General features: G+C 61.7%; 14 protein-coding genes. 7 read left to right on the top strand and 7 right to left on the bottom strand.

Translation table 11 applies throughout. The features are described from left to right. Nucleotides 1–72: 72 nt before the first annotated feature. Nucleotides 73–2,067 (top strand): acyltransferase family protein, encoded by a 1,995-nt coding sequence (locus FGD77_RS15535; protein WP_255011060.1) that lies wholly within the window; start codon nucleotides 73–75, stop codon nucleotides 2,065–2,067. On the opposite strand, the gene FGD77_RS15530 is transcribed toward FGD77_RS15535, so the two are convergent. The 6 genes from FGD77_RS15530 to guaA form a co-directional block, all read right to left on the bottom strand. Continuing rightward, nucleotides 2,068–2,685 carry a TetR/AcrR family transcriptional regulator gene (locus FGD77_RS15530; RefSeq protein ID WP_255011059.1) on the bottom strand — a complete coding sequence of 206 codons (618 nt, stop codon included), beginning with the start codon at nucleotides 2,683–2,685 and terminating at the stop codon, nucleotides 2,068–2,070. It abuts the gene before it with no gap. After that, nucleotides 2,678–3,565 (bottom strand): polyphosphate kinase 2, encoded by an 888-nt coding sequence (gene ppk2 / locus FGD77_RS15525; RefSeq protein WP_255011058.1) that lies wholly within the window; start codon nucleotides 3,563–3,565, stop codon nucleotides 2,678–2,680. The genes FGD77_RS15530 and ppk2 overlap by 8 nt, the downstream gene beginning before the upstream one ends. A 72-nt stretch (nucleotides 3,566–3,637) precedes the next feature. Continuing rightward, nucleotides 3,638–4,573, bottom strand: coding sequence for an alpha/beta fold hydrolase (locus FGD77_RS15520; protein ID WP_255011057.1), 936 nt, complete (start codon nucleotides 4,571–4,573; stop codon nucleotides 3,638–3,640). A 16-nt stretch (nucleotides 4,574–4,589) separates the two neighbouring features. After that, nucleotides 4,590–5,513 carry a homoserine O-succinyltransferase gene (metA, locus tag FGD77_RS15515; protein ID WP_255011056.1) on the bottom strand — a complete coding sequence of 308 codons (924 nt, stop codon included), beginning with the start codon at nucleotides 5,511–5,513 and terminating at the stop codon, nucleotides 4,590–4,592. Nucleotides 5,514–5,543: 30 nt separating this feature from the next. Further along, nucleotides 5,544–6,416 (bottom strand): ATPase, encoded by an 873-nt coding sequence (locus FGD77_RS15510; RefSeq protein WP_255011055.1) that lies wholly within the window; start codon nucleotides 6,414–6,416, stop codon nucleotides 5,544–5,546. 59 nt (nucleotides 6,417–6,475) lie between these two features. Next, complete coding sequence (gene guaA / locus FGD77_RS15505; RefSeq protein ID WP_255011054.1) at nucleotides 6,476–8,038, bottom strand: glutamine-hydrolyzing GMP synthase; 1,563 nt, start codon at nucleotides 8,036–8,038, stop codon at nucleotides 6,476–6,478. Nucleotides 8,039–8,201: 163 nt separating this feature from the next. Here guaA and FGD77_RS15500 point away from each other — a divergent pair, with 163 nt between their 5' ends. Continuing rightward, nucleotides 8,202–9,746: a trimethylamine methyltransferase family protein gene (locus FGD77_RS15500; protein ID WP_255011053.1), complete on the top strand. Its 1,545-nt coding sequence runs from the start codon at nucleotides 8,202–8,204 to the stop codon at nucleotides 9,744–9,746. A 124-nt stretch (nucleotides 9,747–9,870) separates the two neighbouring features. On the opposite strand, the gene FGD77_RS15495 is transcribed toward FGD77_RS15500, so the two are convergent. Then, nucleotides 9,871–10,161: a DUF6477 family protein gene (locus tag FGD77_RS15495; RefSeq protein WP_255011052.1), complete on the bottom strand. Its 291-nt coding sequence runs from the start codon at nucleotides 10,159–10,161 to the stop codon at nucleotides 9,871–9,873. A 534-nt stretch (nucleotides 10,162–10,695) separates the two neighbouring features. Between FGD77_RS15495 and FGD77_RS15490 the strand changes: the two genes are divergently transcribed. From FGD77_RS15490 to FGD77_RS15470, 5 genes are all read left to right on the top strand, one after another. Beyond that, nucleotides 10,696–11,529: a DUF6456 domain-containing protein gene (locus tag FGD77_RS15490; protein ID WP_369682728.1), complete on the top strand. Its 834-nt coding sequence runs from the start codon at nucleotides 10,696–10,698 to the stop codon at nucleotides 11,527–11,529. Nucleotides 11,530–11,834: 305 nt separating this feature from the next. Continuing rightward, nucleotides 11,835–12,020, top strand: a complete 186-nt coding sequence (locus FGD77_RS15485) for a hypothetical protein (RefSeq protein ID WP_255011050.1) — start codon at nucleotides 11,835–11,837, stop codon at nucleotides 12,018–12,020. 222 nt (nucleotides 12,021–12,242) lie between these two features. Continuing rightward, on the top strand, nucleotides 12,243–13,370 hold the full coding sequence (locus FGD77_RS15480; protein WP_255011049.1) for an ABC transporter permease: 1,128 nt from the start codon (nucleotides 12,243–12,245) through the stop codon (nucleotides 13,368–13,370). Then, nucleotides 13,367–14,167 carry an ABC transporter ATP-binding protein gene (locus FGD77_RS15475; RefSeq protein ID WP_255011048.1) on the top strand — a complete coding sequence of 267 codons (801 nt, stop codon included), beginning with the start codon at nucleotides 13,367–13,369 and terminating at the stop codon, nucleotides 14,165–14,167. Before FGD77_RS15480 ends, FGD77_RS15475 begins: the two co-directional genes overlap by 4 nt. Beyond that, the gene (locus tag FGD77_RS15470; protein ID WP_255011047.1) at nucleotides 14,167–15,882 is read left to right on the top strand and encodes an MlaD family protein; all 1,716 of its coding nucleotides are present in this window, start codon (nucleotides 14,167–14,169) and stop codon (nucleotides 15,880–15,882) included. Before FGD77_RS15475 ends, FGD77_RS15470 begins: the two co-directional genes overlap by 1 nt. The last annotated feature ends 3 nt before the right edge of the window (nucleotides 15,883–15,885 follow it).

Genomic DNA, 15,885 nt, shown 5'->3' with positions numbered 1-15,885 from the left:
ATCCGTCGCGCCCTTTGTCCGTCCGGCAGCGGTGGCACTGTACGGGCAGGCTCTTCCCAGTAGCCGAGAAAAATGATGCACTATCGGCCTGAAATTGATGGATTGCGCGCGGTCGCGGTTGTTCCGGTCATTTTGTTTCACGCCGGATTCTCGGCGTTCGCAGGCGGGTATGTCGGCGTTGATGTCTTTTTCGTCATCAGCGGCTACCTGATCACGACCATCCTCATCGGAGAGCGCGAGGCCGGCACTTATTCATTGCTGGGCTTTTATGAACGCCGCGCGCGCCGCATCCTGCCGGCGCTGTTTCTGGTACTGCTCTGCACCATTCCTTTTGCCTGGCGGTGGCTGGCGCCCGATCCGTTTGAGGATTACGCGCGCAGTCAGGCCTTTGCCGCGCTTTTCCTGTCCAATTTCCATTTCCTCGAAAAATCGTCCTATTACGATATAGGTTCGGCGTTGCGCCCTTTGCTGCACACATGGAGCCTGGCCGTGGAGGAACAGTTCTACCTGCTGTTCCCGCTGGTCCTGCTTCCCTTGGGCCTTTTCGCGCGCCGCAAGTTTCTGGTCACGTTCCTGATCCTGTCGGCGCTATCGCTGGCGCTGGCTGAATGGGGGTGGCGCACCTATCCGGGCGAAAATTTCTATTTCACCTTCTCGCGCCTCTGGGAGCTGCTGGCAGGATCTATCTGCGCGGTCATCCTGTTCGGCCGCAAGCAGATGCGCAGCGATATCATGGGCCTGACCGGTCTCGCGCTGATCATCTACAGCATATTTTTCTACAACGAAGCGGTGCCGTTCCCGTCGGTCTACACGCTGGTGCCTGTCGTCGGTTCCATGCTGATCATCCTTTTTGCCGATCGTGGCACGTGGACAGCACGCGCCCTCAGCGCACCGCCTATAGTGTGGATCGGGCTCATCAGCTACAGCGCCTACTTGTGGCATCAACCGCTGTTCGCCTTTGCACGTATTCGCAGCATCGGGGAACCGTCGCTATGGCTGATGTCGGCGCTGTCCGTTGCAACCCTCGTGCTGGCCTATCTGACGATGCGCTATGTCGAGACGCCATTCCGGCGCCGCACCATGTTGCCAGGGCGGAACGGGCTGCTGACGGTAAGCGCGGCTGGCATAGCGGCGGTTGCGGCCTTCGGTTTTGTCGGGGATGCGACCGGCGGCTTTCCCTCGCGACTCCAGCTGCAGACTCCCGGTATGCTGACCGACCTACGCGATCAGCTATTCAAGGCCGCGCCCGTATCCGGATGCATCGATGGTGCCAAAAGCGGTGAGGAACGTCTCTGCACCGTTTACCGCGGCGATCCGCCATCGCCCAAGATCGCCGTTCTGGGGGACAGTCACGGTCAGGCGATGATGCCGGGCTTTGCCATGCTGTCCAATGTGCACGGCGTCGAGGTTCTGACGGCGGCGCGTGGGGCGTGCCCGCCGCTGTTGGGGGTTTATCTGGCCAAGGGCGGCGACTATGCGCGCGAGTGTCACGATTTCGTGCAAGGCGCGGCGCAGGATATCGTCGATCAGGGCATCGGTACGGTCTACCTCGTCGCCCGGTGGAGCCTCTATACCACTGGCGAATACGCCGACGACAAGGCGACATACGCGCTGAGCGACAGCTTTGGTGCGCGGCATGTCCGCAGCCGCGAACGGATTGCCACCTTCGAGTCGGCGCTGAGCCGAACGCTGGAGTTCTATCAAAAGGCGGGCGTGCGGGTCGTGCTGGTCGGGCAGGTGCCGCTGCAACTGGTAATGGCCCAAACCATGATCGAGCAAGCCATGTTGATGGGTTTGGATCCAGGTCAGAGCGGTGACAAGTTCACAAACAGCTATGTGCCACGATCGATGAATGACGCGCTGGTCGAAGGCGCCGATGACATCTTGCGCCGGATCGCCGCGCAGCATGGCGCCGACGTGCTGATGCTGGCCGATCACTTTGCCGAGGCGGATCGCTATGTTTGGATCCGCGATGGCAAGGTTCTATACCGTGACACCAATCACCTGTCGGTGGGCGGCGCGCTGGATCTTGCGCCGCGCTTTGCGCAGAGCTATGCGCCGCGCTGATCAGTCGTCCGGGGGGATCAGGCCGAGACCGCGCAGATAGATCCCGATCCCGCTCTCCAACAGATCCTCGGGGGCAAAGGGGCTGGCGGCGCCGGGTGCGCCGCGCGCAAACAGCTCGACCACCCCGTGGCTCATCGCCCAGATATGGGCCGAGAACATTGCGGCCGGCGGACGTTTGTCCTGCGGGATATGTTCGGAGAGTTGCGCCGCAGCCTGCTCTAGCACCCGGCGCGCGGCGAGGGCGGCGGCGGACAACTCGGGCGTGCGATTGACTGAGATGCCGCTTTCGAACATGGCGATATAATGGCCCGGATGCTTGCGCGCGAAGGCAAGATAGGCGCGCCCCGTCGCCTCGAACGCCGCCAGCGCCGAGGGCTGACCCGAGCGATATGCGAAATCCATCAGCGCGCCGAACATCTCATAGCCTTGCAGGGCGGCTTCGGCGATCAAATCCTCGCGACCGGCAAAATGGCGGTAGACAGCGGCGGGCGTGACGCCGGCCTGCTTGGCCGCCTCAGACAGCGTAAATCCTGTCGGACCTTTGGCCTCGATAAGTTCCAGCGCCGCCTCGACCAGAGCTTGTCGCAGATTGCCGTGGTGATAGCCGCGTTTAGTCATCCGTGCCCTCGGCAGGCGACCAGATTTCGAGACCGGCGCTGACCAGCGGATCGACATCGCCGATGGCGTCTACGTCCTTGTTGTCATAGGGGACGGCGCTCAGCACCCGGCGGATCGCGGCGAGGCGCGCGCGCCGCTTGTCGTCAGAGCGGATGATCGTCCAGGGCGCATGATCACTGTGCGTGCGCTCCAGCATGCGGGTGATGGCGGCGGAATATTCATCCCATTTCTTCAGGCCCTCGACGTCGATCCAGCTTAGCTTCCACTGTTTCAGCGGATCGCCCTCGCGCCCCAGCATGCGGCGCAATTGTTCCGCGCGCCCGACGTTCAACCAGATCTTGATGAGGATGATCCCGTCCTGCACCAGCATCTTTTCGAATGCAGGGGCCTGATCGAAGAACAGCGCGCGCTCGGCATCCGTGCAAAAGCCGAACACTGTTTCGACCACGCCGCGATTGTACCAGCTGCGATCATAGCAGACGATTTCGCCAGCCGCAGGCAGATGCCGAATGTAGCGCTGAAAATACCACTGGGTGCGCTCGATTTCCGAGGGCTTGGGCAGGGCGACGACATGCGCGCCGCGCGGGTTAAGGTGTTCGCGCAAGCGTTTGATAGTGCCGCCTTTTCCAGCAGCATCCCGACCTTCGAATACGACGGCGATCCGCACGCCCGACGCCTTGGCCCAGGATTGCATCTTGACCAGTTCGATCTGCATGGCGGTCAAACTGGCCTCGTACTTCTTGCGCCCCATGCGTTTGGAATAGGGGTAATCATCGCCCAGAATATTGTCCTTTCCCGCGGCGCGGATCGCCTCGCGGATCGCGTCCGGCGCGCCGTGCTGAAAGAATGCGCTGATCGCGCCATCGAAGGGGAGGTTCATTTGCCGCATTTCCTTCTGCGCCTGCTCGTCAGCACAGTATGGGGCGCTATGCCGCCGGGTGCAATCGCAGTGCTATAGCCCGGCGCGCCTCGCAGCGCGGTCAATGGCAGCGACGACCGCATCCTGCGCGGCATGGTGGGTCATGTGCCCGATTCCGGGCAGGCGGGTCAGAGTAGCGCCATCTATCTGGTCCACCAGGTTGGCGGAGTGAATCTGGAGGCCCACAGTGGTATCGGCAATGCCATGCACGATTTCGGTTGGGGCGATGATGTTTTTGTAGAGCGGTATCAATTCCCTGATTTCATTCAGGATATTTGCTCTTTGATTTGCATTGGCGCGCAATGACACGCGGCGTAGCGTCAGCGGCGCCCCGACGTGGTCTGCGTAACCCTCGGGCGCGTTCTGGGGTTCAAAGACAGCCTCGACCGCGTCCTTGACCACCGAATTCGGTACAAAGGCGGTGATGAGCGGCACGACCAATGCCTGACCCAGTCGCGATGAGGTGACGCTGTAAAAGGTGCTCAGCGGCGCATCCCATGAGTTGGATGCTGCCGCGACCGGAACAAGCGCCGCGACATCGCCGGGGTAATGCGCCGCCCATGCCAGCGCGACTGCGCCGCCATAGCTTTGGCCCATCACGATCGGTCGCTTGGCGCCCAACTGCCGCGCGGCGGCGCGCAGCAACCGGGCCTGCTGTTGCAGCGTTGCGCCAGTGCTGTTCAGCCGCTCGGTATAGCCCAGCCCGGGCCGGTCGAAAACGATCACCCGGTACCGCTCTGCCAGCCGCGGGGCCAGCGAAAAGGTCATGTCGCGCGTGTTGCCGCTGGCGCCGTGGATCAGCACCAGATCGGGGCCGGAACCCATGACCACCACGTGAACCTGCGTGCCGTCTACGTCCAGAAACTGACCCTCGGGGGGGAAGTCTCGCACTGCTTGCGCCTCGCGCATCGATGCCGCGATTTGCACAACGGCGACAAAGACGGCGATGGCGAAAGCGATGTATATCAATGCTTTGCGCACCCGATCACGTGCCGATTGCGGTGATGTCGTAAGGCGTCGTCTGGTAGATTTGCGATATCCAGTTGCCATAGAGCAGATGCGCGTGGCTGCGCCAGCGGTTGCGCGGGGCCTGCGATGGATCGTTGCCGGGATAGTAGTTGCCGGGCACGTTGATCGGCGTTCCGGCCGCGATATCGCGGTCATATTCCTGTTTCAATGTGTCACTGTCATATTCGAAGTGGTTGAAGACATAGAGCGCACGGTGCGGCGCGTCCTCGACCAGGCAGGGCCCGACGTCGGAGCTGTGCAGCAGCGTTTGCAGCCCCGGAGCGGCGTCGATTTCAGCCTTGCGCATTTCGGTCCAGCGACTGACCGGCACCACCATATCGTCGGAAAATCCGCGCAGGTAGGGTGACGCGGGGTCCATGTTGTCGTGGCGAAAACAGCCAAAAGCCTTGGCGTCCAGAATATGCTTCTGCACGCCGTGAAAATGGTTGATCATCGCCATACCGCCCCAGCAGACCCCGAACGTGGAGTGGACGTGGCTTTGCGTCCAGTCAAACACGCTGCGCATCTCGTCCCAGTAGGTGACGTCCGCAAAATCCAGGTGTTCGATAGGCGCGCCGGTAATGATGAGACCGTCGAATTTCTCATCGGTTTCATAGACTTCGGCGAAGGACCGATAAAAGCTCTCCATGTGGTCGGCCGCCGTGTTGCGCGCCTGATGTTCGGTCATGCGAATGAGGCTCAGCTCAATCTGGAGCGGGGTGGCTCCGATCAGCCGGGCAAACTGGTTTTCGGTCTGGATCTTTTTCGGCATCAGGTTCAGCAGGCCGATGCGCAGTGGGCGGATGTCCTGACGCGACGCCTGATCCTCGTCCATGACCATGACGCCCTCATGCGTTAGCACGTCATAGGCGGGTAGGTCGGAGGGGATCTTGATGGGCATGAAGATTAGGTCCGTGGATTGAGAAAACTCTTAGATAGTCGTCTGGCGGGGGCGCTCAATAGCCTCGGCGATCACGTCTTCGAAACTGATGGCGTCGGTGATACGCTCGACATCGCGCGGCGATAGGGTCACGCCCCAAGGGGCCATGGCCTCGTACCGCGGTTTGCGGTGCGCCAGCGCGCGCGCATACGTCCAGCGGATGAAGCTGTCAGGATTAACATCGGCCTCTATGTAATTGTTTTCACGCAAATACCCAAGCCATGCGGCAGTCAGGAATTCGGGCTGGTAGGCCATCGGTTTCGGCGCGCGGTCAAAGCGACGGATCAATTCGGCAGTGTGTGTCTCGCTACCCTCCAGCCGGACCAGCAGGCACTGGCGTGACAATTCGGTCAGCAGCGGATCGTTCGGGTCGGTGCCGTCCACCCATTCGCAGATCGACCCGCCAGTGTCGCAAATGAAATTGGGATAGTTATAGAGGCGCCGCGCACGGTCGATGAAATATCCGGTGTCCTCCAGCGCGGCGATCTCGGCGCGGCGAAACTGGTCCTGCCGGGTACGGTAGTCGTCGATGGGCATCCCGCCGCGGGCCACATCGCCCGGTTTTCCCAGATAGGTCGACACAGGGGCGAGGTTGTTGAAGGTGATGTTGGAGCCGATATAGATCGAATCCGACAACAGAAGATCGCGCAGGAAGGGCACCTGCATCGCATGCATCTTGGCGTTGTCGGCAATCAGCTCGCCCATATAACGCGTGCCGATACGGTAATCGATCGAGTAGTGAAACCAGCCACCGGAGGCACGCAGCATGTTCGACAGATGCGTCTTGCCCAGCCCTGACATGCCGTAAAACAGCACATGTTTTTCGGGCGCGGCGCGCCAAGTGTCAGCGTCGGAGTAAAGCATGGTAGGCCTCGAACATTGCCTCGGATGCCTGGCCGGCGGGCGGCGTCAAACGCTAACGCTCACTCCCACTCGATGGTGCCCGGCGGTTTGCTGGTGATGTCATAGGTTACGCGGTTGATGCCGCGCACCTCGTTGATGATACGCGTCGCCGTTTCGCCAAGGAAATCATGGGTGAAGGGGTAGTAATCGGCGGTCATCCCGTCGACCGACGTCACCGCGCGCAGGGCGCAGGCGAAATCATAGGTGCGGCTGTCGCCCATGACGCCAACCGTGCGGACGGGCAGAATTGCGACGAAGGCCTGCCAGATATCGTCATACAGGCCATGTTTGCGGATCTGGTCAATGTAGACGGCATCGGCCTTGCGCAGAATATCCAGTTTCTCGCGGGTGATCTCGCCGGGGCAGCGGATGGCGAGGCCGGGACCGGGGAAGGGGTGACGCCCGATGAAGCTGGCGGGCAGGCCCAGCTCTATTCCGAGAGCGCGGACCTCGTCCTTGAACAACTCGCGCAGCGGCTCGATCAGTTTGAGCCCCATTTTCTCGGGCAGGCCGCCGACATTGTGGTGCGACTTGATCGTAACGGACGGTCCGCCAGAGAAGCTGACAGATTCGATGACATCGGGGTAGAGCGTACCCTGAGCCAAAAATTCAGCGCCGTCGATTTCGTTCGCGTATTTCTGGAACACATCGATGAACAGGCGACCAATTATTTTTCTTTTGGTTTCCGGGTCACTTACGCCGTCAAGCTCACCCAGGAACAGATCCGCCTCATCCGCATGGATCAGCGGGATGTTGTAATGGTCGCGGAACATGGTGACGACCTCGTCGGCCTCGCCCTGACGCAGCAGGCCGTGGTCGACAAAGACGCATGTCAGTTGGTCGCCGATGGCCTCGTGGATGAGCACGGCGGCAACGGAACTATCGACGCCGCCTGACAGGCCGCAAATCACCTGCTTGTCGCCGACTTGGTCACGAATCTGGCGCACGGCCTCTTCGCGGTAGGCGGCCATCGTCCAGTCGCCGGTGAATCCGGCGTCCTGAATGAAATTCTGATACAATGTCTTGCCGTTCGGGGTGTGATGCACTTCGGGGTGGAACTGAACCGCGTAGAACCGACGCTCCAGATCTGCCGTCACGGCAAAGGGCGCGCCGGGGGAGGTGCCGTAGATCTCGAATCCGGGGGCGATGGCGGCGACGTGGTCGCCATGACTCATCCAGACCTGCTCGCGCTGCTCAAGGAACCAGCCGTTCAGCAGGTCTATCCGCTCTTCGGTTGGCGTCACGTAGGCACGCCCGAATTCGGCGGTGCCGTCGCCGCGCTCCACGCGACCGCCCAGCATGTGCATCATCACCTGCTGGCCGTAGCAGATGCCAAGGACGGGCACGCCCATTTCAAACACGCGTTTCGGCGGGCGGGGCGATCCGTCGTCGATAACGCTGGCCGGGCCGCCTGACAGGATGATGGCGCGCGGGCACATATCGTCCAGAAAGGCGTCTGTTACCTTTTGAAACGGGTGGATTTCGCAATAGACATCCAACTCGCGCAGGCGACGCGCAATAAGCTGCGTTACCTGACTGCCGAAGTCGATGATAAGAAGGCGTTCGTGATGTATCTCGGTCATGAACGCCTAGTAGGACGGACCGCGCATTTGCGCAAGAGGGCGCGCGCGTGTCGCTTTCCCCCCTCAAGTGGCGCAAACTGGCGCCGACACGAATAAGCGCTGCGATATGAATATTCTATCCATTGGTCCCGAAGGGACCCACAGAATTCCAAAGGGGTACATCATGGCAGAAGTTGGGGCGCCAAGGCGCGCACGGGGTGGCGGCGGCGCAGCGCGGCGGGCCGAACGCACGGCTGTGAGCATCGAAACAGCCAAGTATATTGAGCGCAATATCCCTATTTATAACATGCTGAGCGATGAGGCGCTGGAGATCATCGAGGAAAACGCCGAAACGGTGTTGGCCGAGATCGGCGTGAATGTCGTCGACAACCCCAAGGCGCTGGAGCGCTGGCGCGACGCCGGCGCCGAGATCGATGGCGAGCGTGTGCGCATCCCCCGCGGCCTTGCCCGCAAGCTTTGCGCGACCGCGCCCAGCCGCTATACTCAACACGCGCGCAACCCGGCCCGCAACGTCGAGATTGGCGGAAACACTCTGGTCACGGCACCGGTCTACGGCCCGCCCTTCGTGCGCGACATGGAGGGTGGACGGCGCTATGCAACGATGGACGATTTCCGCAAATTCGTGAAGCTGGGCTATATGTCCAAATGGCTGCACATGTCGGGCGGCACGGTTTGCGAGCCGACAGATGTTCCGGTGAACAAGCGGCATCTGGACATGCTCCACGCCCACATGACCCTGTCGGACAAGCCCTTCATGGGGTCCGTCACCGATCCCAGCCGCGCGCAGGACAGCGTGGACATGTGCGGGATTCTCTTTGGTGAGCAATTCGTGCAGGATAACACGGTGATGACCTCACTGATCAACGTCAACTCGCCGCTGACCTTCGACGATGTGATGATGGGCGCGCTGGAGGTTTACGCCACCAACAATCAGGCCTGCGTCATCTCTCCCTTCATCGTCGGCGGTGCAATGGCGCCGGTATCGGTGATCGGCACACTGACGCAAGTTCTGGCCGAGGTGCTGGCCGGCGTCGCCTATAGCCAGCTGATCCGCCCCGGCGCCCCGGTGATCTTTGGTGCGTTTGTGACGTCCATCGATATGAACTCGGGCGCTCCGACCTTCGGCACGCCCGAGGCAAGCCATATCCTGTACGGCGCGGGGCAACTGGCGCGGCGAATGAACCTGCCATTCCGCTCGGGCGGGGCGCTGTGCGGATCGAAGCTGCCCGATGCTCAGGCGGCCTACGAATCCGCGCATACGCTGAACGCGGTGCTGATGGGCGGCGTCAACTTCATGCTGCATAGCTGTGGCTGGCTGGAGGGCGGGCTTGTCGCTGGCTTCGAGAAGTTCGTGATGGATGCCGATCAGCTGGGCGTTCTGCACAACATGGCGCGCGGCGTCAGCCATGACGAGAACGGGCAGGCGATGGACGCCATCCGCGAGGTCGGTCCGGGTGGGCATTATCTGGGCTGCGCCCATACGCAGGCCAATTTCAAGGATGCGTTCTGGCGCACCGAACTGCTGGATTACAAGCCGTTCGAGACCTGGGACGAGGAGGGCGCGCGCGATACCATGACGCTGGCGAACCTGCGCATGCACCGGATGCTGGACACCTATCAGCGCCCGGCGCTGGATCAGGGTATCAGAGATGCTCTGGATGAATATATCGCAAAGAAGAAGGCGTCGATGCCCGACGCCTTCGTTTAAACTACCTGCTCACGCGGCCTGCTACCGCTGCCATCGCCACCAGAGTCATAGTTGGCTTGATGCGCGATGATATAGCGGCGTTCCGCGAAAACCTGCACCGCAGGTCTTTCGTGAAACTCTGAATTCAGGCCGCGTGGGCGCTGCGCAGGATCCGCGCCTCGCCCATCATGGCGATCAGGATTTCGACATGGCGCGTCGCGGAATACCGCGTGCGATCGCTTTGCCTTTGCTGATTCAGCTCTTCCTCCATTTCGACCAGTCGAGCCAGCGCCGCGGCGCTGCGTGGCAGCGCGCCATAGCCCAGGTGGCGGCGCAGATGCGCATCGCGCCGATATTCGGTGGCGCCGATCCGCGCGGCCCGGATCAAAAGGTGGGGTCGGCGCAGGCCGTCGAGGGCTTTCAGGATATCTTTCATTGTGGTCTCCGAACTGAATTACGGCCTTGTCATGCCACAACTATGGCGAGTGTTGCGCAATTGGCGGAGTCACCGGACGTTGGTATTTGTCTTTGTTTACAGTTTGGCAACGATTGTTGACGACACGTTGACAATTAACGAGCCGGTAACTTTTTCTCACATAGGTTGCATCTCAAAGACAGGGATAAGTCTGTGGATAACCAGCAGCGGCCAGAGGTCTTGCCTCGGATCAACCGCTGCGCTCAAGGCAAAAGAAGGGTCTATATGTTGGATCGGGGAACAGACGCCAGCGGCGCGCGCAATATGCCGTCCTGGGTGCCGCAGGGCGCGAAATTATACCTCGCCCATACCGAACAGGGCTCATCTATACGGGCGCTGGCACGGGCCAGCGGCTGTCATGCCTCAACGGTGCTGCGCCGTATCCGAGCATATGAGGCCCGACGCGACGATCCCATGGTGGACGAGGCATTGCGCCGTCTGGGATGCCGCGTTGCCCCACGAGAAAAGGCCGGTTCTCTGCATCAGGAGACTGCCATGACGTCTGAAACCTTAACGGCGAACGTTGCCGAAGTAACCGAGGCGCAACTGCGCGTCGAGGCACTGCGTATCTTGCGCCGCCTGTGCGAGGCGGGCGCTGTCCTGGCCGTCGCGGCGCAGATGGAAAAGGCCGTTGTCGTACGCGACGGCGATCAGGGCGATCCCACGCGCACCGCCGTCGTGGATAGGCCTGTCGCCGAGGCGATGGCGCTGAAGGGCTGGATCGCCTGCGACGAGCCGGGGCGCATTGCGCGCTATCACATCACCAAAGCGGGGCGCGTGATGCTGTCCACGATGCTGGCCGAGGCCGAGAATCGCGCGTCGGGCTTTGGCGATGCGCAGGCAGCTTTTTCTGCCGTCGGTGATGAGGCGGACGCGCAGGACGTGCCGCGCCGCATGCGCTACAATGTGGCCGAAAGCCCGCTGATTGCATTGGCGCGACGCAAGGGCCGCGATGGGGCGCAGTTCATCCCCAACGATCTGGTGCGCGCGGGCGAGCGTCTGCGCGAGGATTTCGAACTGTCCCAGATGGGCCCGCGCGTCACCCAGGACTGGAGCCGCTTTCTGACTGCCCCCGGTGGTGGCGGCACTGGTGGCCATGCGCGGGGTTTTGAGGCGGCCCGCCGCCGGGTCGAGGGCGCGCTGCACGATCTGGGCCCGGGTCTCGGGGACATCGCGCTGCGTTGCTGCTGTCATCTGGAAGGTCTGGAGCGTGCCGAGAAACGCATGGGCTGGTCCGCGCGCTCTGGGAAGATTGTGCTGCGCATCGCGTTGCAGCGGCTCAAGCGGCATTATGACGGCCTGGGCGAGGCCGGCGGTATGATGGGATAACACGCAACCGCGACAAACACCCGCGTCCAGCCCTGCCATGCGGGCTGGACGCAAGGCGGGTTTGCCGCATGCCAATGATTGGGATCAGGCTGGACAGCATCCCTTACGCCATTCCCGCCTATGTCAGCGTTGTCTCGCCCGACCCGCCGCCTTGGCGATTTCATGCGCTGTGCACGATGTCAGTTTCGAGATCAAAAGCAGCGAAATTTTCGGCTCTCTAAGCCCCAACGATTGCAGCAAGACGCCGGCGATGAAGATGCTGACCGGCCTTCTGGCCCCCCCAGCGAGGGCGAGGCTGTTTTGATATGGCCAGCGATGAGCTTCCGGACCGCATCGCCCAGTTGCTCGCCGATGTCGACCTTGACCGCCATGCCGATGCGGTCGCGTCCGATCTGCCGCTGGCCTGCGCGATCATCCACCGCCCCGACATGCTGATTCCGGACGCGCTGACGTCGGAAGCCGATCCAGTGGCACGCGATGAATTCCGGTAGATTCTGGCGCGCCCATCGCGGTTCCCGGCGGGTTTGCCATAGCTGTGGCTCTTCGATGCAAAGAGTGAAAGAATACAGGATCGCCGTTACTGCTCAACCTATGCGATTACGGGATCATTGTGCGACTCAGAGCGGGCCGTCGGCGGCTTTCGGCCTGCCAAGCGGCTTGAATTTGTTGCGTAAAAAGGTTTAGAGCGGCAGAGGGATCACAGGAATGTTATGATGACTGGCACTCGGAACGGCAACATGAGCGAAAGGCGGCTGCCTGCAGCGGCGGTTACGGACGGCTGCCTGATGCTGTCGGGTAGCCTTCTGATTGAAAATATCGCCGGTCTGGCACGGACATTCGACAATGCGCGCGCCATCGACATCGCGCAGGTGCGCCACATGGATACGGCGGGCGCGTGGTATATCGTCGATATCCAGACCCGTCTGGCGCATGGCGCGGACGATGTGCCGATCACCGGCGCGGATGAGGCCCAGCACCAGTTGCTGGAGACCGTGCGCCGCAACATGCCACCTCAGGACGCAGCCGCGGACAAACGCCGCACGCTGGCCGATCGGCTGGAGGGGCTGGGACGCAAGACGGCGGCGACCGGCCATACCGCGGTCGAACTGACCAGCTTTCTGGGGCAGGTGATTGCGGCGCTGGGGTACATGCTGCTGCATCCGCGGCGCTTGCGACTGACGTCGCTGGTGCATCACATGCAGGAGGTCGGCTGGAACGCGATCCCCATCGTGGCGCTGATGTCATTCCTGATTGGCGTGGTGCTGGCGTTTCAGGGCTCCGTGCAGCTGCGTCAATTCGGGGCCGAAGTGTTTGTCGTCGATCTGATCGCGATTGCCGTCCTGCGCGAATTGGGCATCCTGCTGACGTCCATCGTCGTCGCGGGGCGATCCGGGTCGGCCTATACCGCCGCCATCGGGTCAATGAAAATGCGCGAAGAAGTGGACGCGATGCGCACCCTTGGCCTTGATCCTATCGATATTCTTGTGGTGCCGCGGGTTCTGGCCCTTGTCATCATGTTGCCGGTGCTGGGATTGATCTCGGACATAGCAGGGCTGGTTGGCGGCGCTATGATGTCGTGGATTGAATTGGGCGTCTCGCCCGCCGTGTTCCAGTCGCGGCTGGTCAGCAACACGGATGTCTGGCATTTTCTGGTCGGTATGATCAAGGCGCCTTTCTTTGCGCTGATTATCGGGATCATCGGCTGCTATGAGGGGTTAAAAGTGGGCGGCAATGCGGAATCGCTGGGGCGGCTGACCTCGACCTCGGTGGTGTTGTCGATCTTCATGGTGATCGTGGCGGATGCGCTGTTTTCGGTCGTATTTGCGTTGGTGGGAATATGAGGGACGATATGGTTCAGACCGAAGAGCCGCCCATCATCCGGGTGCGCGGGCTGGTCAAATCCTTCGGCAGCCACAGCGTCCATGACGGGCTGGATCTGGATGTGCGCCGGGGCGAGATCATCGGCATCGTTGGCGGATCGGGCACCGGAAAATCGGTGCTGTTGCAACAGATCGTCGGTCTGCTGACGCCCGACGCGGGCAGTATCGAAGTGTTCGGCGAAAGCGTTCAGGGCACCGCGCCCGATGAATACCGCCAACTGCGCCGCCGCTGGGGCGTGATGTTTCAGGATGGTGCGCTGTTTTCGTCGCTGACCGTGCGCCAGAATGTCGAGGCACCCATGCGCGAGCAGCTAGACCTGCCCGACGACCTGCGCGAGACGCTGGCAGGGATCAAAGTCCGCATGGTCGGGCTGCAAGAGGTCGCGCAGACCAAATTCCCGTCCGAGCTGTCCGGCGGCATGCGCAAGCGGGCAGGGTTCGCCCGCGCTATCGCACTGGACCCGGAAATCGTGTTTCTGGACGAGCCGACAGCCGGGCTGGACCCGATCGGGGCGGCGGCGTTCGATACGTTGATCCGGCAATTGCAGGCAGCGTTGGGGCTGACGGTGTTTCTGGTCACGCATGATCTGGATTCGCTGCATGCAATCTGTGACCGTATTGCCGTGCTGGCCGAGAAAAAGGTGCTGGCCGTTGGCACCATGCAGGAAATGCTGAAGGTGGATCACCCATGGGTCCATGAATATTTTCACGGCCCGCGCGCCCGCGCGGCGCTGGATAGTGATGAAAAGGTGCAGTGATGGAAACCCGTGCAAACTTTATCCTGATCGGCGCATTTACCCTGTTGGGGATCATCGGCAGTCTTGGCTTTGCCGTGTGGTTGTCCAGCGTGCAGTTGGATCGCCAATACGCCTATTACGGCATCCTTTTCGATGATGTTTCGGGCCTCGCGTCTTCGGGCGATGTGGTGTTCAACGGCATCAACGTAGGCCGCGTGATCGAATTGCACATCTACGATCCGGACCCGTCGAAGGTCTATGTCGGCATCGAAGTGGACGCTGAAACGCCCGTGCGCGAAAATACGGTGGCGCAGCTCAGTTCGTCGGGTGTGACCGGGGTCGCCTATATCTCGCTGACCAGCAAAGGGGGCGATGCCGCGCCGCTGACATCGCCCGACGACACGCCGCCCATCATCCCCTCGCGTCGGTCGACCGTGCAGCAGCTGGTCGAGGACGCGCCGGACCTGATCGCCGAGGCGACAGATCTGCTCAAGCGCTTTCAGAAGATCGCCGGCCCGGAAAATCAGGCTTTGGTCCAGAATATCCTGACCAACCTCAGCGACGCCTCTGGCGGGCTGGAGCAGGCGCTGACGGATTTTTCCACCATTACCAATACCGTCTCTCAGGCGACGACGCAGATCTCAGGCATTGGCAAGCGGCTGGAAATGCTGGGCGCCGCCGCAGAGGTGACGCTGACCAATGCGGACCAGACGCTGACCTCCGCAACCGGCGCGTTCGGCACCGCCAAAGAGGTTATCGATAAGTCCAGCACCGCCATCGACAGCGCCGGCGCCGCCTTTGCCGAGGCCGAGACGCTGATGCGCGAACAAGTGCCCGGCATCGTGACGCAAATCTCGGATATGATCGCTGCGTTGAATACCGCCGTCGCCGATATCTCCGCCCATTCGGTCGGTACGCTCGACGGGTTTGATAAGACCGCAGCCCTGCTGAACGCTCGCCTGACTGAGTTGGAAAAGACACTGGCCGACGCAAGCACCAGCTTTGATGCGGTGACGACCGCCTCGGACAGCGTTTATACGCTGGTCGCGGGTGACGGCACTCAAATGGTGACTGATGCGCGCGGCGTGCTGGCTACAGCCAGCAGTGCCATAGCCAAAATCGAGACGGTCATCGACGACGATGTGCCGACTGTCGTTAGCGATATTCGCGGCGCCGTGACGGCTGCATCGCAGGCGGTGGACAAGGTCGCAAGCGATCTGGCCGGGTTCACCGACCGGCTGGACCCGCTGGCCAACGATACACGTACTGCCGTCAATGCGGCAACGGATCTGTTTACGCGTGCCACAGTGACGCTGGACGGTATCGACGGATCGCTTGTCGTGGCGGATCGCGCGCTTGGCTCTGCCGAACGGGCGTTCAACAGCGCGGATGACGCGCTATCGACCGATCTGGGGCCGGTCCTGGCCGATATTCGCACGGCGACCGACCGGATCGGTGGCGCGGCGCAGCAGGTATCGGACGATCTGCCGCAGATCACCACAGACCTGCGTGGCCTGATCGCCCGCGCCGACAAGGTCGTGGCCCAGGTTCAAGGCATCACAAGCGATGCCGCCCCCGGCCTGCGCAATTTCACCGGCAATGGCCTGAACGAGTTGGGCCGCCTCAGCGCCGAGGCACGGACCCTGGTGCAATCACTGGAGCGTCTGGTGCGCCGCATCGGAAAAGACCCTGCACGTTTCCTGCTGGATGACCGCGTGCCCGAATATCGGAGATGATAA

It is taken from the genome of Roseovarius sp. M141 (genome assembly GCF_024355225.1).
Classification (GTDB): domain Bacteria; phylum Pseudomonadota; class Alphaproteobacteria; order Rhodobacterales; family Rhodobacteraceae; genus Roseovarius.
Note: the sequence above shows the minus strand (reverse complement) of the source record. Positions and strands in the feature narration are given on the sequence as shown.